Source organism: Mesorhizobium sp., from assembly GCF_041661565.1.
Lineage (GTDB): Bacteria > Pseudomonadota > Alphaproteobacteria > Rhizobiales > Rhizobiaceae > Mesorhizobium.
Genome location: NZ_JBAZUD010000005.1, coordinates 58,925 through 74,735 on the forward strand (window position 1 = coordinate 58,925; position 15,811 = coordinate 74,735).

Annotated in this window: 13 protein-coding genes and 1 pseudogene; 8 read left to right on the forward strand and 6 right to left on the reverse strand. The window is 63.7% G+C overall.

Annotated elements, in window-relative coordinates:
• Nucleotides 1-13: 13 nt before the first annotated feature.
• The 4 genes from WC739_RS02045 to WC739_RS02060 all read right to left on the reverse strand — a co-directional run bounded on the left by WC739_RS02045 (nt 14) and on the right by WC739_RS02060 (nt 4,229).
• The gene (locus WC739_RS02045; RefSeq protein WP_372951337.1) at nt 14-1,084 is read right to left on the reverse strand and encodes an ABC transporter substrate-binding protein; all 1,071 of its coding nucleotides are present in this window, start codon (nt 1,082-1,084) and stop codon (nt 14-16) included.
• A gap of 28 nt (nt 1,085-1,112) precedes the next feature.
• Nucleotides 1,113-1,934 carry an ABC transporter permease gene (locus tag WC739_RS02050; RefSeq protein WP_372951338.1) on the reverse strand — a complete coding sequence of 274 codons (822 nt, stop codon included), beginning with the start codon at nt 1,932-1,934 and terminating at the stop codon, nt 1,113-1,115.
• On the reverse strand, nt 1,931-2,815 hold the full coding sequence (locus WC739_RS02055; RefSeq protein ID WP_372951339.1) for an ABC transporter permease: 885 nt from the start codon (nt 2,813-2,815) through the stop codon (nt 1,931-1,933). Before WC739_RS02055 ends, WC739_RS02050 begins: the two co-directional genes overlap by 4 nt.
• A gap of 88 nt (nt 2,816-2,903) precedes the next feature.
• Nucleotides 2,904-4,229: an NAD(P)/FAD-dependent oxidoreductase gene (locus WC739_RS02060; protein WP_372951340.1), complete on the reverse strand. Its 1,326-nt coding sequence runs from the start codon at nt 4,227-4,229 to the stop codon at nt 2,904-2,906.
• A 167-nt stretch (nt 4,230-4,396) separates the two neighbouring features.
• Here WC739_RS02060 and WC739_RS02065 point away from each other — a divergent pair, with 167 nt between their 5' ends.
• The 5 genes from WC739_RS02065 to WC739_RS02085 all read left to right on the forward strand — a co-directional run bounded on the left by WC739_RS02065 (nt 4,397) and on the right by WC739_RS02085 (nt 9,817).
• Nucleotides 4,397-5,554, forward strand: coding sequence for a fumarylacetoacetate hydrolase family protein (locus WC739_RS02065; protein WP_372951341.1), 1,158 nt, complete (start codon nt 4,397-4,399; stop codon nt 5,552-5,554).
• A 277-nt stretch (nt 5,555-5,831) separates the two neighbouring features.
• Nucleotides 5,832-6,767 (forward strand): substrate-binding domain-containing protein, encoded by a 936-nt coding sequence (locus WC739_RS02070; RefSeq protein ID WP_372951342.1) that lies wholly within the window; start codon nt 5,832-5,834, stop codon nt 6,765-6,767.
• Between the two features lie 120 nt (nt 6,768-6,887).
• Entirely contained in the window at nt 6,888-7,874 is a 987-nt protein-coding gene (locus WC739_RS02075) for an ABC transporter permease (RefSeq protein ID WP_372951343.1), read from the forward strand.
• A 3-nt stretch (nt 7,875-7,877) separates the two neighbouring features.
• Nucleotides 7,878-8,669 carry an ATP-binding cassette domain-containing protein gene (locus WC739_RS02080; protein ID WP_372951344.1) on the forward strand — a complete coding sequence of 264 codons (792 nt, stop codon included), beginning with the start codon at nt 7,878-7,880 and terminating at the stop codon, nt 8,667-8,669.
• Nucleotides 8,670-8,794: 125 nt separating this feature from the next.
• A complete protein-coding gene (locus WC739_RS02085) occupies nt 8,795-9,817 on the forward strand; it encodes a LacI family DNA-binding transcriptional regulator (RefSeq protein ID WP_372951345.1) in 1,023 nt (340 codons plus the stop codon).
• A 347-nt stretch (nt 9,818-10,164) separates the two neighbouring features.
• Here the strand turns inward: WC739_RS02085 and WC739_RS02090 are convergent, their stop codons facing one another.
• Nucleotides 10,165-10,755, reverse strand: coding sequence for a TetR/AcrR family transcriptional regulator (locus tag WC739_RS02090; protein ID WP_372951346.1), 591 nt, complete (start codon nt 10,753-10,755; stop codon nt 10,165-10,167).
• Nucleotides 10,756-10,998: 243 nt separating this feature from the next.
• On the opposite strand from WC739_RS02090, the gene WC739_RS02095 reads away from it, so the two are divergent.
• Genes WC739_RS02095 through WC739_RS02105 form a run of 3 tightly spaced genes read left to right on the forward strand, consistent with a single transcriptional unit; the run spans nt 10,999 to nt 15,589 of the window.
• A complete protein-coding gene (locus tag WC739_RS02095; protein WP_372951347.1) occupies nt 10,999-11,250 on the forward strand; it encodes a hypothetical protein in 252 nt (83 codons plus the stop codon).
• Complete coding sequence (locus WC739_RS02100) at nt 11,244-14,420, forward strand: efflux RND transporter permease subunit (protein ID WP_372951352.1); 3,177 nt, start codon at nt 11,244-11,246, stop codon at nt 14,418-14,420. Before WC739_RS02095 ends, WC739_RS02100 begins: the two co-directional genes overlap by 7 nt.
• A gap of 14 nt (nt 14,421-14,434) precedes the next feature.
• On the forward strand, nt 14,435-15,589 hold the full coding sequence (locus WC739_RS02105) for an efflux RND transporter periplasmic adaptor subunit (protein WP_372951348.1): 1,155 nt from the start codon (nt 14,435-14,437) through the stop codon (nt 15,587-15,589).
• Nucleotides 15,590-15,630: 41 nt separating this feature from the next.
• On the opposite strand, the pseudogene WC739_RS02110 reads toward WC739_RS02105, so the two are convergent.
• A pseudogene (locus tag WC739_RS02110) lies at nt 15,631-15,811 on the reverse strand (LysR family transcriptional regulator); the annotation flags it as partial.

A 15,811-nucleotide genomic window follows, 5' to 3' on the forward strand; every position in this document is an offset into this window, starting at 1 on the left:
GGGGCGCCTCAGCTCATCCCCCCGCCTTCACCTTTTCGAACATCTTCGCCAGATCGTCATTCTGCTTCATCGGGCCGGTGAAGATCGTGGTTTTCAGCATCACTTCCGGGTCGGACGGCAACTGCAGCTTCTCCAGTTCGTCCTTCGGAACGCCGGCGAAGGCGGTGCTCAGCGATGAGCCATAGCCGTAGGATTCGATGAGGTACTTGCCCGAATCCGCGTCCAGCCGGCTGTTCATGAAATCATAGGCGAGATCGACATTCTTGGCGTCCTTGAGCAGGACGAAGCCGCAGGCCCAGGTCAGCATGCCTTCCTTCGGCTTCATGAACTCCACCGGCACGCCCTGCTTCTTCAACGAGGTGGCCGATGCGTTCCAGGTCATGGCCGCGACCAGCTGGCCGCTGGCGAGCGCCTGTTCGACCGAGGTCATGTCGGTGGTGTAGTTGGAGAGCAGCGGGCGCTGCTCGCGCAGCTTCGCGGCCACCTTGTCCATCTGCTCGGGCGTCATATCGAACGGATTGACGCCGGCGAGCAGGGCCGCGACGATCGGCGTGTCGTGCACGGCGTCGATGGTCGCCATGCGACCGGCATATTGCTTGTCCCAGAGCAGGTTCCAGCTCGCTTCCGGGTTCTTCACCAGATCGGTGCGGTAGAGGATCGAGGTGTTGCCCCAGTCCCACGGGACCATCCATACCTTGCCGTCGCCGGCCTGCAGGTCGGGCAGGTTCTTGAACACCGGGAAGATCGAATCCCAGTTCTTGATGCGCTTGGTGTCGATCGGCTGCAGCAGTCCTTCCTTGTTCCAGCGCGCCACCTTGTCGTAGCAGGGATGGGCGATGTCAGGGCGGAAGCCGGCCTTGACCTTGGTGAAGGCGTCATCGTCGTCACCGAAGATCGAAGCCTCGACGCCATCGGGGTGTGCCGCCAGGAAGCTCTTGTTGAAATCGGGCAGTTCATAGCCCGACCAGGTGAAATATTGCAGCTTGTCGCCGGCGAAAGCGACAGTCGACGACAGGATGATTGCAAGCGCGGCAAGCCCGCTGCAGGCCTTCTTTGCGGTGATCGATTTCAGGTCGAATGCCATTTCGGTTCTCCTCTTGTGGTTGTTGTCATCAGGATGGATTGGAAGACGGGCGCGTCGCGCCAAGCCCGCGACGGCGCACCAATTCGGCGGTGCCGGCTATGACGAAGGATACAGCCAGGATCGACGTTCCCAGCGCCATGACCGTCGGCAGCGATTTGGGAAACCGCAACTGGCTCCAGATGTAGAGCGGCAGGGTCGGCTCGGTGCCGGCGAGGAAGAAGACGACGATGAATTCGTCGAATGAGATCAGGAACGCCAGCATGAAGGCCGAGATGATGGCCGGCAGGCTGAGCGGCAGCATGACCCTTCGGAACGTCGTCCAGTCCGAGGCACCGAGGTCGAGCGCCGCCTCGCGAATGGTCTTGGGGATGGCGGCGAAGCGGCTGCGCATGATCACCACCGTCGTCGGCAGCGCCACCAGAATATGGCCAAGGACGATGGCGATGCGCGACGGCCCGAGACCAATGAGATTGACGAGGATCAGCAGCGAGATGCCGACGATGACGCCCGGGATCAGGATCGGCAGCCGCGCGATGGCGCTGATGGTGGCGGACAGCGGCGAGCGGCCATAGAGGTCCATGTAGGAGACGGTGATGCCGCAGAGCGTCGCCCCGGTGGCGGCAATGGCACCGATGACGAGGCTGTTCAAGAGCGCGCCGGACAGCGCGGAATTGCCCAACAGCGTCGCGTACCATTGCAAGGTGAAGCCTTGCAGCGGAAACGCCGCCTGGATCGAGTTGTTGACAGAGAACAACGGGATTAGCAGCACCGGCAGATAGAGAAAGGCCAGATAGGCGATCACATAGAGCCCAAGCCAGCGGCCGCCCTCTCCCATGCGCGCGGTGCTCATGCGCGGCTGCCAAATCTGCGATCGGTGGCGCGCGCCACCAGCACCACGCAAAGGATGACCAACATGACGGCGACGGAGAGAGCCGCGCCAAACGGCCAGTCATTGGCCTTGCCGAATTGCGCCTGGATCAGCGTGCCGATCATCGTGCTCGCCGGCCCGCCGACAAGCGCCGGCGTGACATAGTCGCCAACTGTCGGCACGAAGACGACGAGGGCGGCGGCGAGAACGCCCGGCATGGAATTCGGCAGCACGACGCGTCGGAAAGAGGTGAAGGGCCTGGCGCCGAGGTCGGAAGCGGCCTCGATCAACGATTTCGGAATCGTGTCGAGCGCAACATAGATCGGCAGGATGGCGAACGGCGCATAGGCGTGGGCGAGCGTGACGACGACGGCCGCCGGCGTGTTGAGGAAGGCCAGCGTCGGCTCGGACCAGACGCCGCTTTCGATCAGCGCCGAATTGAGCACGCCATTATAGGCCAGAACGATCTTCCAGGCGAAGACCCGCAGGAGATAGCTGGTCCAGAACGGCAGCGTCACCAGGAACAGCAGCAGGCCGCGTCGCCGCCCGGCATGGAAGGCGAGATAATAGGCGACCGGATACGCCGTGACGACGGTCGCCAGCGTCACCAGGCCGGCAATGACCAGCGAGCGCAGCGTCACCGTCCAGTATAGTGGATCGGACACCACGGTAGCGAAATTCGCCGTGGTGAAGCCGGCACCGAGCAGCGACCCGTCATTGTCGCGGAAGGCGAGGAAAACGACGAGGGCCGGCGCAAACAGGATCAGCAGGAAGGTGACCAGCGCACCCGGCAGCAGCATTCCAATGCGGAAGCCCGATGATGATCGGACCTCCGGCGCCTGCGCTGCAACAATGCTCGACATCGATCTGCCTGCCGAAATTTGAAATTGGCTAAGAGTTTTTCATATTCATGAAACTGTCAAGCAGAATCCAATCAGCCATAAGCCGCGTTCAATGCTCCAGCGCATCGAGCAGGCGATACCAGGCGATGGTCGCGGCGACACCGACCTGCCTGAAGGCGTGGAACGGGATCGGCCGGATCGGCGAGAGCGGGAATGGCAATTGCCTGGCATCGCCATTGGAGAGATAGGTCGCGATGCGCCCGCCAAGCGCCGTCATCAGGCCGACGCCACGCCCCTGGCAGCCGGCCACCGCGACCAGCCCCGGCTCGGGTTCATGGATATGGGGCAAATGATCGGGCGTCATCGCCACCCGTCCGAACCAGCGCTTTTCAATGGTGATACCGGACAGTGCCGGATAGAGCCGCAGCAGCGCCCGCTCCAGATGCGCCCAGTCGCCGGCACCCGTCGGCAAGGCCATGCGGCCGCGTCCGCCAAGCACCAGCCTGCCATCGGGGGACTTGCGGTAGTAGACGAGGATACGCCTGGAGTCCGACACCGCCTGCCCTTCCGGCAGGATTGTGGCTGCCAGGTCAGGCGGCAATGGCGCGGTGGCGATCTGGAAGGAATGCAGCGGCACGATCGACCGGGCCAGACCTGGGACCAGACCGTCCGTATAGGCATTGGTTGCCAGCACGACCGCTTTCGCCTGCAGTTCCGCGCCATTTTCGGTCGAAACACGCCATGTGCCGGCAGTCTTGCCGAGCCGCGTGACCTTATGATGCTCAGCTATCCGCACACCGGCCGCGGTCGCGACCCGGGCGAGTTCCGAAGTATAGGCCAGCGGATCGATCACACCGGCGCGAAGGTCGAGCCAGCCGCCGAGATAACCCCGCGCGCCGGTCATCGAGCCAATCTCGGCCGCGCTCAGAAGACTGACATCGGCGCCCCGCGCCCGCCATTGCCGGTCACGGTTTGCCGCGGCCTTCAGCGCCATTTCGGTATGAGCCGCCTGGATCCAGCCATTGCGGACGAACGGCACCGCCAACCGTTCATCGCGGATCAGTTCGAACACCGCGTCGGCGGTCGAGGCGGCAAAGTTGACAAGCGTCTCGCCGCGTTCCTGGCCAAAATGCTCCAGCAGCCATTCAGGATCATATTTCAAGCCGGGAATGACCTGCCCGCCATTGAGCCCGGACGCGCCTTGGCCGATTTCGCCAGCATCCAGCACCTGCACGGACATGCCGAGCCGGGCCGCATGAAGAGCGGTCGACAGACCCATGATGCCGCCGCCGACGACAACGATATCGGCAGGTTCGCCAGTGGAAAGGAGCGACTGGAACCTGGAGGCCGCCTGCGGTTTGCGCCAGATCGGATCGGAAAACGGTAAGGACAAGGAGACACCTGATGCGCTGCGTGAAATGAAAATGGTAGTCATGATTTCACGTTTTTGAAAGGGCGTTTCGGTCATCTCCTGTGAATCGCCGCGATGGAAACCGGATCCCGATCGCCAGCGACGGGATAGACCTTTGACCGGAATCCGGTGAAAGTGCCGCGCCGATCAGGCCAAGCCGCATTGTCGATCATCCCGGAGGACCCAACGCCATGACCAACCAGACGCACCTGCCCGCCGAAGGCATCTTTGTCGGCCGCGCCAGGAGCAGGGATGCCTCGCATCCGTTGGTGGTCACGGTGCGCGATGGCACCGTCTTCGATATCACGTCGCGCGTGGCGCCGACCGTGCGCGACCTTTGCGAACTGAACGATCCGGCAGGACATGTCCGCTCAGCCACTGGCAGGCCGATCGGCTCGATCGATGAAACCGCCGCCAACAGTTTTGAGGCCAGCCGCAATCCGGCAAAGCCCTACCTGCTGTCGCCCGTCGATCTGCAGGCGGTGAAGGCTTCAGGCGTCACCTTCGTCGTCAGCCTGCTCGAGCGTGTGATCGAGGAACAGGCGCGCGGCTCGGCGGAAAAGGCGGACGCCATACGCGCCGATATCGCCGGGCTGATCGGCCATGACCTGTCCAAGCTCAGGCCGGGTTCGCCCGAAGCCATGGAGATCAAGGCCAAGCTCATCGCGCGCGGCGCCTGGTCACAGTATCTGGAGGTTGGCATCGGCCCCGATGCCGAGATCTTCACCAAGTGCCAGCCGATGGCATCGGTCGGCTTCGGCGCCGATGTCGGCCTGCACCCGGTATCGACCTGGAACAATCCAGAGCCGGAGATCGCCATGATCGCGGCCAGCAGCGGCAGGCTCGTCGGCGCCACCATCGGCAACGATGTCAATCTCCGCGATGTCGAGGGGCGTTCGGCACTGCTGCTCGGCAAGGCCAAGGACAACAATGCGTCGGCGGCGCTCGGTCCCTTCATCCGCCTGTTCGACGAAACCTTCTCCATCGATGACGTCAAGCAGGCCGTCGTGCGCCTGAAGGTCGAGGGCGAGGACGGGTTCTCGCTTGAGGGCGCGAGTTCCATGGCCGAGATCAGCCGCTCGCCGGAAGAGCTCGTGGCGGCCGCCATGGGCCCGCATCATCAATATCCGGACGGGCTTGCGCTCTATCTCGGCACCATGTTCGTGCCGTCGAAGGATCGCGGCGAGAAGGGCAAGGGCTTCACGCACAAGGTCGGCGACATCGTCACCATTACGTCGGAGAAATTCGGCGCGCTGGTCAACCGGGTGCGGCTGTCGCCGGACTGCCCGCACTGGACCTACGGCGCCAGCCATCTGATGCGTGAACTGGCGGCGGCCGGTCTCGTCTGAAAGGGGTTGCCGGTGGTCGCGGCGAGTTGCCGAAGGCGCGTCTGTCCGTCGTAGCGGCGAGGCCGCCGGAAAATAGCGCTCAAACTGATGCGATCTGATGGGAGCCCTGATGGCGCCTCGTCAGACGCCCACTACGACTTGCAGATGGAGGCTTGCCATCGGTCGAAAAACAGGATGCTCTGATGCATCTGATGGGCGCTGGCAAAGACGCGTCCGGCGGTCGCCGGAAACGAGGGACGGATCCGAACTGATCATTTCTTAAACGGGAGGAAAACAAATGCTGACACGGATAAGACTCGTTCTGTACGGCCTGTTGGTGGCGCTGATGGTCATTCCAGCAGCGGCACAGGCCAAGACATTCTACTGGATCTCTCATGGCGGCCCGGCTGATCCGGTCTGGACCTACTTCCTTGCCGGCGCCAAGCAATGGGCCAAGGACACCGGCAACACGGTCAACACCTCGTTCCACAATGGCGACGTGGCCTCGCAGCAGGAGGCCGTTCGCGCGGCCATCGCCGCCAAGGCGGACGGCATCACCACCACAAGCCCCGATCCGGGCAGCCTTGTCGAGATCGTCAAGGAAGCGCGTGCGGCCAACATCCCGATCATCAATTTCAACACGCCCGACCCCAAGGCCAATTTCAACGCCTATGTCGGCGGCGACAATGTCACCTTCGGCAAGCACTGGGCGCAGTATCTCGTCGACAAGGGCCTGGTGAAGAAGGGCGACTTCGTCTGGATGCCGGTCGAAATCCCCGGCGCCACCTATGGCGTCCAGGAAGAGGAAGGCATCAAGAGCGTCTTCGAACCTCTCGGCATTACCTATGAGATTACCGAAGCGACGCTGGACCAGGCCGAGGTGATCAACCGCATGGTCGACTACCTCACCGCCAACAAGGCCAAGGTCAAGGCGATCATCGGTCTCGGCGATCTCGTCACCGGTTCGATCAAGCGCGTCTTCGACCAGGTCGGCATCAAGCCGGGCGAAATCCCCGTCGTCGGCTGGGGCAACTCGCTCGACACCACCCAGGAAGTGCTGAACGGCTATGTCAATGCCGGCCAGTGGCAGGACCCGCAGGCGACCAGCTATGTGGCGCTCTCGCTGGCCAACATGGCGGCCGGCGGCATCCCTCCGGGCTTCAACGTCATCACCGGCGCGCTCTATGAAAAGGACACCGCCGAGGTCTACGACAAGATCCTGTCGGGCAAATAAGATCCAGGTCTTCGGCAGTCGCGACCGGATCCCCGGTCGCGACTGCCTTGTCCGTTCCGCCGAGCCTCGCCCTTATCGGGCCCAAGGCTCAGCCCCTCCCAATCATGTCGCGGGTCATCAGTGGAAAATCATTCGCTCCTCCAACGCCTGATCGCGCGGCCTGAATTCGGGCCCCTTGTGCTTCTCATCGTCGAGATCGCCGTTTTCTGGGGCTTCAACCACGACTTCCTGTCGCCGCAGAACATCTCCAACACGCTGGCCTTCACGGTCGAGCTCGGCCTCATCGCGCTGGCGATGACGCTGCTGATGACATCGGGCGAGTTCGACCTTTCCGTCGGCTCGCTGTTCGGGTTCTCGCCGGTGCTGATGTGGACACTGTTCAACAGCGGCGTCACCTCGCTCGAGGTCGGCTTCGTCGCCGCGGTGCTGGTCGCCGCCTTCATCGGCCTGGTCAATGGCTGGTTCGTGACCCAGCTCAAGATCCCCTCGTTCCTGGTGACGCTCGGCATGCTGCTGGTGGTGCGCGGCACCGCGCTTTTCGTCACCGACGGCTTTCCGCAGCGCACCTGGAGCGCCGAGGGCAGCTGGCTCGCCAACATACTGGTCGGCGATTTCTTCATCGGACCGTTCCGCATCTACATGTCGCTGTTCTGGTTCATCGCCGCGGCCATCGCGCTGGGCTATGTGCTGACGCAAAGCCGTATCGGCAATTGGATCCAGGCGGCAGGCGGCAATCCCAACGCGGCGCGCGCCCGCGGCGTCAATGTCAGCGGCGTCAAGATCGGCCTGTTCATCCTGTCGTCGGTAATGGCGTCGCTTGCCGGCGTCATCTCCTCGCTGCGCACGTCGGCCGCCAACCCCAACAGCGGCACCGGCTATGAACTCGAGGTCATCGCCATGGTGGTGATAGGCGGCACCGCCCTGACCGGCGGCCGCGGCACAATCATCGGCACAGTGCTGGGCATCCTGATCCTGCGCGTCATGCGCAACGGCATCGTGCTGATCGGCGTGCCGGGCCTTGCCTACAACATCTTCATCGGCGCGATCATCCTTGGCATGATGGCGCTTCATTCATGGCTGGAACGCCGGCATCAGGCAGGGACTTGAACCATGGCCGAGCCACTGATCCGCATGCAGAACATCCGCAAGTCCTATGGCCGCGTGCTGGCCCTGGAAGATGCCAATTTCCACGTCAATGAAAGAGAGATCGTCGGCCTCCTCGGCGACAACGGCGCCGGCAAGTCGACCCTGATCAAGGTGCTTTCGGGTGCGGTACCTCTGACCAGCGGCGACATCTTCATCCGCGGCAAGAAGGTCACCCTGCGCAGCACCAGCGACGCCATCGCCCACGGCATCGAGACCATCTACCAGGACTCGGCGCTGGTGACGCAATTGTCGATCGCCCGCAATTTGTTCCTGGGGCGCGAGCCGATCAAGCCGCCGCGTTTCCTGAACCGCATGGATCAGGAAGCCATGAACACGGTGGCCCGCGACCTGCTCAAACAGGTCGGCATCTCGAAGAACATTCCGCCAACGACGCCGATCGGCTCGCTCTCGGGCGGCGAGCGCCAGGCGGTGGCGATCGCGCGCGCCATGCATTTCGACAGCGACCTCATCATTCTGGACGAGCCGACAAACAATCTCGGCGTCGCCGAGACGCAGGGCGTGCTGAGCTTCGTGCGTGGCGCGCGTGACTCGGGCCATTCCTGCGTCTTCATCGCGCACAACATCCATCACGTATTCCAGGTCGTCGACCGTATCGTCGTCATGCGCAGGGGCAAGGTGGTGGCCGACGATATAGACCCCAAGAAGGCCAGCGTGGCGGAAGTCGAGCAGATCATCACCGGCATGTCGGACAAGGAAATCCGCGACGCCGTGGCTGATGGCAGGCAAGCGCACTGAGGACGGTCGGACCCCATCTTGTCGAAGCAGTCGGACCGCACGTTGGTGATCGGCTTCAATCAGCCGCCACCTCAAATCGCATCGCTTGTCTGGCGCGGCACCGCATCGGTGCATAGGGCTGCGGGATGAAAGCCACCGTCTCGGACATCGCACGCAATTGCGGGCTCTCGACCGCCACGGTCGACAGGGTGCTCAACAACCGGCCCGGCGCCAGCGCGGCCAACCGGCAGCGCGTCATGGAGGCCGCCAAGCAGCTCGGTTATCTGCCGGTGGCCGATCAGGTAACGCTTCCGTCGCGGCCGGCCCATCTCGAATTCCTGCTGCCGATCGGCAGCAACGCCTTCATGCGCGACCTCGCCGGATATATCGAGGACTACGCCGCGCGCCTGCCGCTCGTTGCCTCGTGCCGGATCCACAACCTCGCCGGAATCTCGCCCAATGCACTGCAGGCGGCCGTCGAAAACCTCTCGCTGAAGGCCAATGGAGTGGGTGTCATCGCCATCGACCATCCGCGCACACGCAACATCCTGCGCGATGTCGTCGACGCCGGCATGCGCCTGGTGACGCTGGTGTCCGATATTCCGGCGGCGCCACGCTCGGCCTATGTCGGGATCGACAACCGCGTGGCGGGACGGACCGCGGCTCTCCTGATGGGGCGCTACCTTGGCGGTCGAGAGGGTCATCTGGCGATGGTGGTCGGGTCGCGGTCCTATCGCGGCCATGAGGAACGTGAGATGGGCTTTCGCACGGTGCTCGGCGAGGAGTTTCCGAACCTGACCGTCAGCAGCGCCGTCGAGATCAACGATGAGCCCGAAGCCAGCTATACCGAGACCATGAAGGCGCTGCGAAACGAACCGGAACTGCTCGGCATCTATTGCGTCGGCGCCGGCCGTTCCGGCGTCGCGAAGGCGATCCGGGAAACCAGGCCCAACCGCAAGCCGGTGTTCATCTGCCATGACCTGACGCGGGAGACGCGCGGCTATCTGGTCGATGACCTCGCCGACGTTGTCATCGACCAGAACGCAAGGCTTATCGCGGAACAATCCGTCATTCGCCTGCTCGGCTCGATCGCGTCGTCGGCGCCCTATCTGACGCGAAAGTTCATCGAGCCTCGGTTGATCTTCCGCGAGAACATTCCGGTTCAATAAAGACGGTCAAGGCGGAGCGGCCGTCAGTGCAACAGAAGCGCTTTGGGATGGCGACACGGCAAATCTGCACAGCTGCTATGCACTATCCGTTGTTGCCGAATCGTTGGGCACATCGTAGGTATTGGTCGTCGGCCATCTACTCCTCCCAGATGCGATGCCGACGCTGAGTGGGGTGCACCTCCTCCCGCGCCACACTCGAAATCGAGCCCGCTGCCACCTCCTCCCGGCAGCGGGCTTTTTTCATTTGCAGCCCGCGAAAAACGACGCTCCACGCCAGAGGCGTAAAGCATGACGGGAGTCCGGCGCGTCCAGACCTGAATGACCAGACTGCCGGCAGCAGCCTTGACTTAAACGGCCGCGGCACCCCTGAAGGATACGATCAGGCCTTCCGCCATGCGCACGAATTGCGTGCTTGGACCCTCATTGCCGACGGTCTGCACGCTGACGCGGGCGCCTTCGAACAACAGCGACAACGTATCGGCGAGAAGCTCCGCCTGGCCAATGCCAGCGTCCCGGCACAGCGTGACGAGACGAGCACGCTGGGCTTCCTTAAGTTCCTTGATCACCAGCCTCGCCGGATGCTCGGGCTCGGTCAACTCAGCGGCGGCATTGGCCATGTCGCAGCCGCGGCCATCGGCGTTGAGCATGACGGCGGCCTTGCGAACCCAGGCATGCAGCTGGGCGAGCTTGTCGCCCGGAAACTCGGCCTCGAAGGCCTCCCACATCGCGCCGGCCTTGGCCGCATTGGCGCGCAGGCATTCCACGATCAGCTCGTCCTTGGATTCGAAATGACGGTAGAGCGTCATCTTGTTCGTGCCGGCGGCCTCGGTGATGGCGTCAACGCCAACGCCCTTGATGCCATGCTTGTGGAACATGTCACGCGCCGTCTCGAGGATCCGATCCCGGGGACGTGAGCGTTCCACGACGCCGTCTGCCATCATGATCTCCTATCGTTTCCAAAAAACTACGGCCACCTCTTGACTAGGGTGTTACCGGTCTGTAACTATGCAGAATGTTACTTACTGGTAACACCTATGTCGTCGTCCGTCAATAACAAGGCCGTGAACGCGTTTGCGGGGTCGGGAAGGCGAAAAATTACGAATCATGCGGTTTCGGCCGGTGAAGAGATGAAAAACGGTTCGCGAGCATGGGCTGCGAATCGACAGACAAGGAGCCGGCCAATGCCACAGCGCCGCGATCTTACCATAGATGAGGCCGTCCGGGATCCGATGATCCGGCTGGTGATGAAGGCAGATGGGGTCGACCCCCGCGCCTTCGAGACAATGCTGCGCTCACTTGCCGATGGGCAGCGCCGCGATATGCCGCTCCTGCGTTCGGGGGAAGAGTCCCGTGACGGACGCGGCCAGTGGTCGCGGGTCGCCAGCGCCTTCGGACGGGCGAGAGCAGCCGGCGAGGCGTGCGTGTCGTGGTAAACTTCTTCATCCACCGTCCGATCTTCGCCTCGTCGATCGCCATCATCATGGTGCTCGCCGGGACGATTTGCTATTTCCTGCTGCCGGTCTCGCAGTTCCCCGACATCACGCCACCGCAGGTGGTCGTCAGCGCCCATTATCCCGGCGCCAGCGCGCAAGTCGTGGCCGACACGGTGACGACTCCCCTGGAGCAGCAGATCAACGGCGTGCAGGGCATGACCTACATGTCGTCGACCAGCTCCAATGACGGCTCGTCGACCATCACCATCACTTTCGATGTCGGCTATTCCTTGAGCACCGCCGCCGTCGACGTCCAGAACCGCGTCTCGCAGGCGGCCTCGTCGCTGCCGGCGATCGTCAACCAGAGCGGCGTGACGATCAAGAAGCAGAATCCGAACTTCGTCCTGATCGTAAACCTGACCTCGCCGGACAGTTCCATCGACCCGGTGGCGTTGAGCAACCTTGCCTATCTGCAAGTGGTCGATCCCCTGAAACGCCTGCCCGGCGTCGGCGACGTGCAGATCTTCGGCGAACGGCGCTACTCGATGCGTGTCTGGCTCGATCCCGACAAGCTCGCCAATCTCGGCATCACCGCCGTCGATGTTCAAAACGCCATTTCCGAACAGAACGTCCAGGTGGCGGCCGGCAAGATCGGCCAGTCGCCGGCGCCGGCCGGCACGGCCTTCGAGATGCAGGTCAACGCCGTCGGCCGCCTGAGCGACCCGAAGGAGTTCGGCGACATCGTGGTGCGCGCCAACACCGACACCGGCTCGCTGGTGCGGCTGCGCGACGTTGCGCGCATCGAACTCGGCGCCCTGCAATATTCGTCCTCGGCCTTCTTCGGCAAGGACCCGACAGTGGTGCTCGCCGTCTACCAGATGCCGGGCTCCAACGCGCTCGATCTGCAGCAGCGCGTCAAGGACAAGATGCAGGAACTGTCCGGGCGTTTCCCCAAGGGCGTGTCCTACGCCATGCACTACGACACGACGCGCTTCGTCTCGGCATCGATGCATGACGTGCTGATCACGCTCGGCGAAGCCCTGGTGCTCGTCGTCGCGGTGGTGTTCGTCTTCCTGCAAAGCTGGCGCACGACCATCATCCCGACCATCGCCATTCCGGTATCGCTGGTGGCGACGCTCGTCGTGATGGAGATGCTGGGCTTCTCGCTCAACATGCTCTCCCTGCTCGGCATGGTGTTGGCGATCGGCCTGGTCGTCGACGATGCCATCGTGGTGGTGGAAAACGTCGAACGACAGCTCGAGGCCGGGCTCAAGCCGCTGGCGGCCACCAAGGCCGCGATGGCGGAAGTCACCGGGCCGATCATCGCCACCACCGCGGTGCTGATGGCCGTCTTCGTGCCGGTTGCCTTCATTCCAGGCGTTTCAGGCCGGCTCTACAACCAGTTCGCGCTGACGGTGGCGATCTCGGTCGGTATCTCGGCCTTCAACTCGCTGACGCTCAGCCCGGCGCTCAGCGCCGCCTTCCTGCGCCATCGCCAGCCGACCCAGTTCGTGCTGTTCCGCTGGTTCAACACCGGCTTCGACGAGCTCTCGCATGCCTACGCTCACGGCGTGCGCTTCCTCATCCGCCTGCGCTGGATCATGCTTGGCCTGTTCGCAGCCGGACTTGTCGCGACATTCTTCGTCTGGCAGCGCCTGCCGTCGACCTTCCTGCCGGTCGAGGATCAGGGCTATTTCTTCGTCGTCATCCAGTTGCCGGACGGCGCCTCGCTGGAGCGCACCGATGCGGTGGCCCAGAAGGCGCGGGACATCCTGCAGGCAACGCCCGGCGTCGACATCGTCGGCTCGATCAGCGGCCTCAACTTCCTGACCAGCGCCGCGCAGTCGAACTCGGCGGTCGAGTTCGCCATCCTCAAGCCCTGGGAGGAGCGTGGACCCGACCAGAGCGCATCCAAACTGGTTGCCGATGTGCGCAGCAAGCTGCTGCAGATGCCGGAAGCCTTCGCGCTCAGCTTCGATCCGCCATCGATCCCCGGCATCGGCACGACGGGCGGGTTCGAATTCGTCGTCGAGGACCTCACCGGACGCGGCAGCGCCGCGCTCAACGATGCGACGCAGGCCGTGATCGCCGAGGCGCGCAAACAGCCGGAAATCAATCCGCAGCAGCTGTTCTCGCCGTTCTCGACCTCGACGCCGCAGTTCAACTACGACCTCGACCGGGCCAAGGCCAAGCTGCTCGGCCTCAATCTGCCCGACGTCTTCAACACGCTGCAGATCTATCTCGGCTCGCTCTATGTGAACGACTTCAACCTGTTTGGCCGCACCTTCCGGGTGACCATCCAGGCCGACAAGGATTCACGTGCCGGCGCCGCCGACATCTCGCGGCTCTATGTGCGCAACGCGTCGGGCGGCATGGTGCCGCTCAGCACGCTGGGCAAACTTGTGCCGTTCGTCGGCCCGGAAACCGTGCCGCATTACAACAACAACGCCTCGGCCACGATCAATGGCGGCGCCGCGCCCGGCTTTTCATCGGGCCAGGCGGTCGCCGCGATGGAGCGGGCCGCCGCCACCGCGCTGCCCAGGGATTTCGGTTTCGAATGGACCGGCATCACCTTCCAGGAGCTCAAGGCAGGGTCGATCGCGTCAGTCGTCTTCGGCCTCGCCATCGTCTTCGTCTTCCTGATCCTGGCGGCGCAGTATGAGAGCTGGGCGATGCCGTTCATGGTGCTGCTGGCGGTGCCATTGGCCTTGTTCGGCGCTTTCGCGGCGCTCTTGGTGCGGGGCATGCAGATCGACGTCTATTCGCAGATCGGCTTCGTCATGCTGATTGGCCTTGCGGCCAAGAACGCCATCCTGATCGTCGAGTTCGCAAGGCGGCGGCGTGAAGAGGGCTTGAGCATCGTCGATGCGGCGATGGAGGCAGCACGGCTGCGGCTGAGGCCGATCCTGATGACAGCCTTCGCCTTCATCCTGGGTGTGCTGCCGCTGATGTTTGCCACCGGCGCCGGTGCCGCGAGCCGTCAATCGATAGGCACAACGGTGTTCGGCGGCATGGTCGCGGCGACCATCCTGTCGCTGGTGTTCGTGCCGGTCTTCTACGCGGTCATCGAGCAGCTGCGCGAACGCCGCGCCAAGGACGAGCCCGCTTCCCACCATACTGAACCAACAGCCGACCCCGCCTTCCCTCCCCTGGCGGAAGCGGCCGAATAAGATTGGAGACTATCATGCGTAAATGGAAAATCGCCTTGGGAACGGCCGTCGCACTGGGAGCGATCTCGGTGGCCAGCGTCCACCTGCTCGACATGGGCAATCTCAGCCTCAACGCCGGTACGGCCGGCGCGGCGACACCCGCTCCAGCGGCTTTCGTCATGCCGGTGCCGGTGGTCAACGTGGTCAAGAAGACGATCCCAATCTACCTCGATTACGCTGCGCGGACGGAACCCATCCGCAGCATCACGCTGCAGGCCAGGATTCCCGGCTATCTGCAGGAGCAGGCGGCCGCCGACGGCCTCGATGTCCGTCAAGGCGACCTTCTCTACAGGATCGCGCCTGACGACTTCCAGGCCGCGCTCGACCAGGCGAAAGCGCAGGTGCAGCGCGACACGGCGACGCTCGACTATGCCCGCTCCAATCTCGGCCGAGGCACCGAGCTCGCCAAGAGCGGCTATCTCGCCAAGGACGGCTTCGACCAGCGCACCAGCACCTTGCGGGAAGCGCAGGCATCGCTCGCCCTCAACCAGGCCGCCGTCCGCACCGCCGAGCTTAACCTGAGCTACGCCGAAATTCGTGCGCCGTTTGGCGGGCGCCTGGGCCGCAACCAGGCCTCGGTGGGAACGCTGGTCAGCGTCGCCGGCACGGTGCTCAACACGCTGGTGCAGCTCGATCCGATCTACGTCACCTTCAACCCGAGCGAGACGGATTTGGCCGAGATCGAGCAGGCCCGCGCGGCCGGCCCGATCGAGGTCGAGGTGCTGCTGCCTGGCGAGACAGGCGCCAGCCAAAAGGGCGAACTCACCTTCATCGACAACTCCGTCGACCGCTCGACGGGCACGATCACCGCACGGGCGACGATCGGCAACGGCAAGTTCATGCTGCTGCCGGGTCAGTATGTCCGGGTCCGGCTGCATGTGAAGCAGCAGGCTGATGCGCTGATGGTGCCGCAGACGGCGCTGGGATCGAGCCAGCTCGGCAAATATCTCTATGTCGTCGGCAAGGGCAACACGGTCGACCAGCGCATCGTTGCGCTCGGCCCGATCAGCGGCGATCAGGTGGCCATCCTGAGCGGCGTGGCCGAGGGCGATCAAGTCATAACGGGCAATCTGCAGAAGATCGGACCGGGAATGCCGATCTCTCCGCTACCGGAAAAGCCGGCAACCTGAACACCCCCGTCAGGACCGGCTTCAGCGGCGCCTCCGGCCGGTCAGGTCGGGGGCGCCGTTTTCGTCAGCAGCTCCACCAGGCCGGCCACATCGGCACGATCGGCCTTGGCCGGCGGCATGAAGGCGCAATAGGGATGTCCGAGGCGAACCGAGATGGAGGACGGCGCGATCAGCCGCCCCGCCTTCAGATCGGCCTGCGCCAGGACGCGCTGGCCAAGGGCA

Coding starts and splice junctions, on each gene's coding strand:
- WC739_RS02045 (WP_372951337.1), bottom strand. CDS start 1,084: ATGGCATTCGACCTGAAATCGATCACCGCAAAGAAGGCCTGCAGCGGG.
- WC739_RS02050 (WP_372951338.1), bottom strand. CDS start 1,934: ATGAGCACCGCGCGCATGGGAGAGGGCGGCCGCTGGCTTGGGCTCTAT.
- WC739_RS02055 (WP_372951339.1), bottom strand. CDS start 2,815: ATGTCGAGCATTGTTGCAGCGCAGGCGCCGGAGGTCCGATCATCATCG.
- WC739_RS02060 (WP_372951340.1), bottom strand. CDS start 4,229: ATGACTACCATTTTCATTTCACGCAGCGCATCAGGTGTCTCCTTGTCC.
- WC739_RS02065 (WP_372951341.1), top strand. CDS start 4,397: ATGACCAACCAGACGCACCTGCCCGCCGAAGGCATCTTTGTCGGCCGC.
- WC739_RS02070 (WP_372951342.1), top strand. CDS start 5,832: ATGCTGACACGGATAAGACTCGTTCTGTACGGCCTGTTGGTGGCGCTG.
- WC739_RS02080 (WP_372951344.1), top strand. CDS start 7,878: ATGGCCGAGCCACTGATCCGCATGCAGAACATCCGCAAGTCCTATGGC.
- WC739_RS02085 (WP_372951345.1), top strand. CDS start 8,795: ATGAAAGCCACCGTCTCGGACATCGCACGCAATTGCGGGCTCTCGACC.
- WC739_RS02090 (WP_372951346.1), bottom strand. CDS start 10,755: ATGGCAGACGGCGTCGTGGAACGCTCACGTCCCCGGGATCGGATCCTC.
- WC739_RS02095 (WP_372951347.1), top strand. CDS start 10,999: ATGCCACAGCGCCGCGATCTTACCATAGATGAGGCCGTCCGGGATCCG.
- WC739_RS02105 (WP_372951348.1), top strand. CDS start 14,435: ATGCGTAAATGGAAAATCGCCTTGGGAACGGCCGTCGCACTGGGAGCG.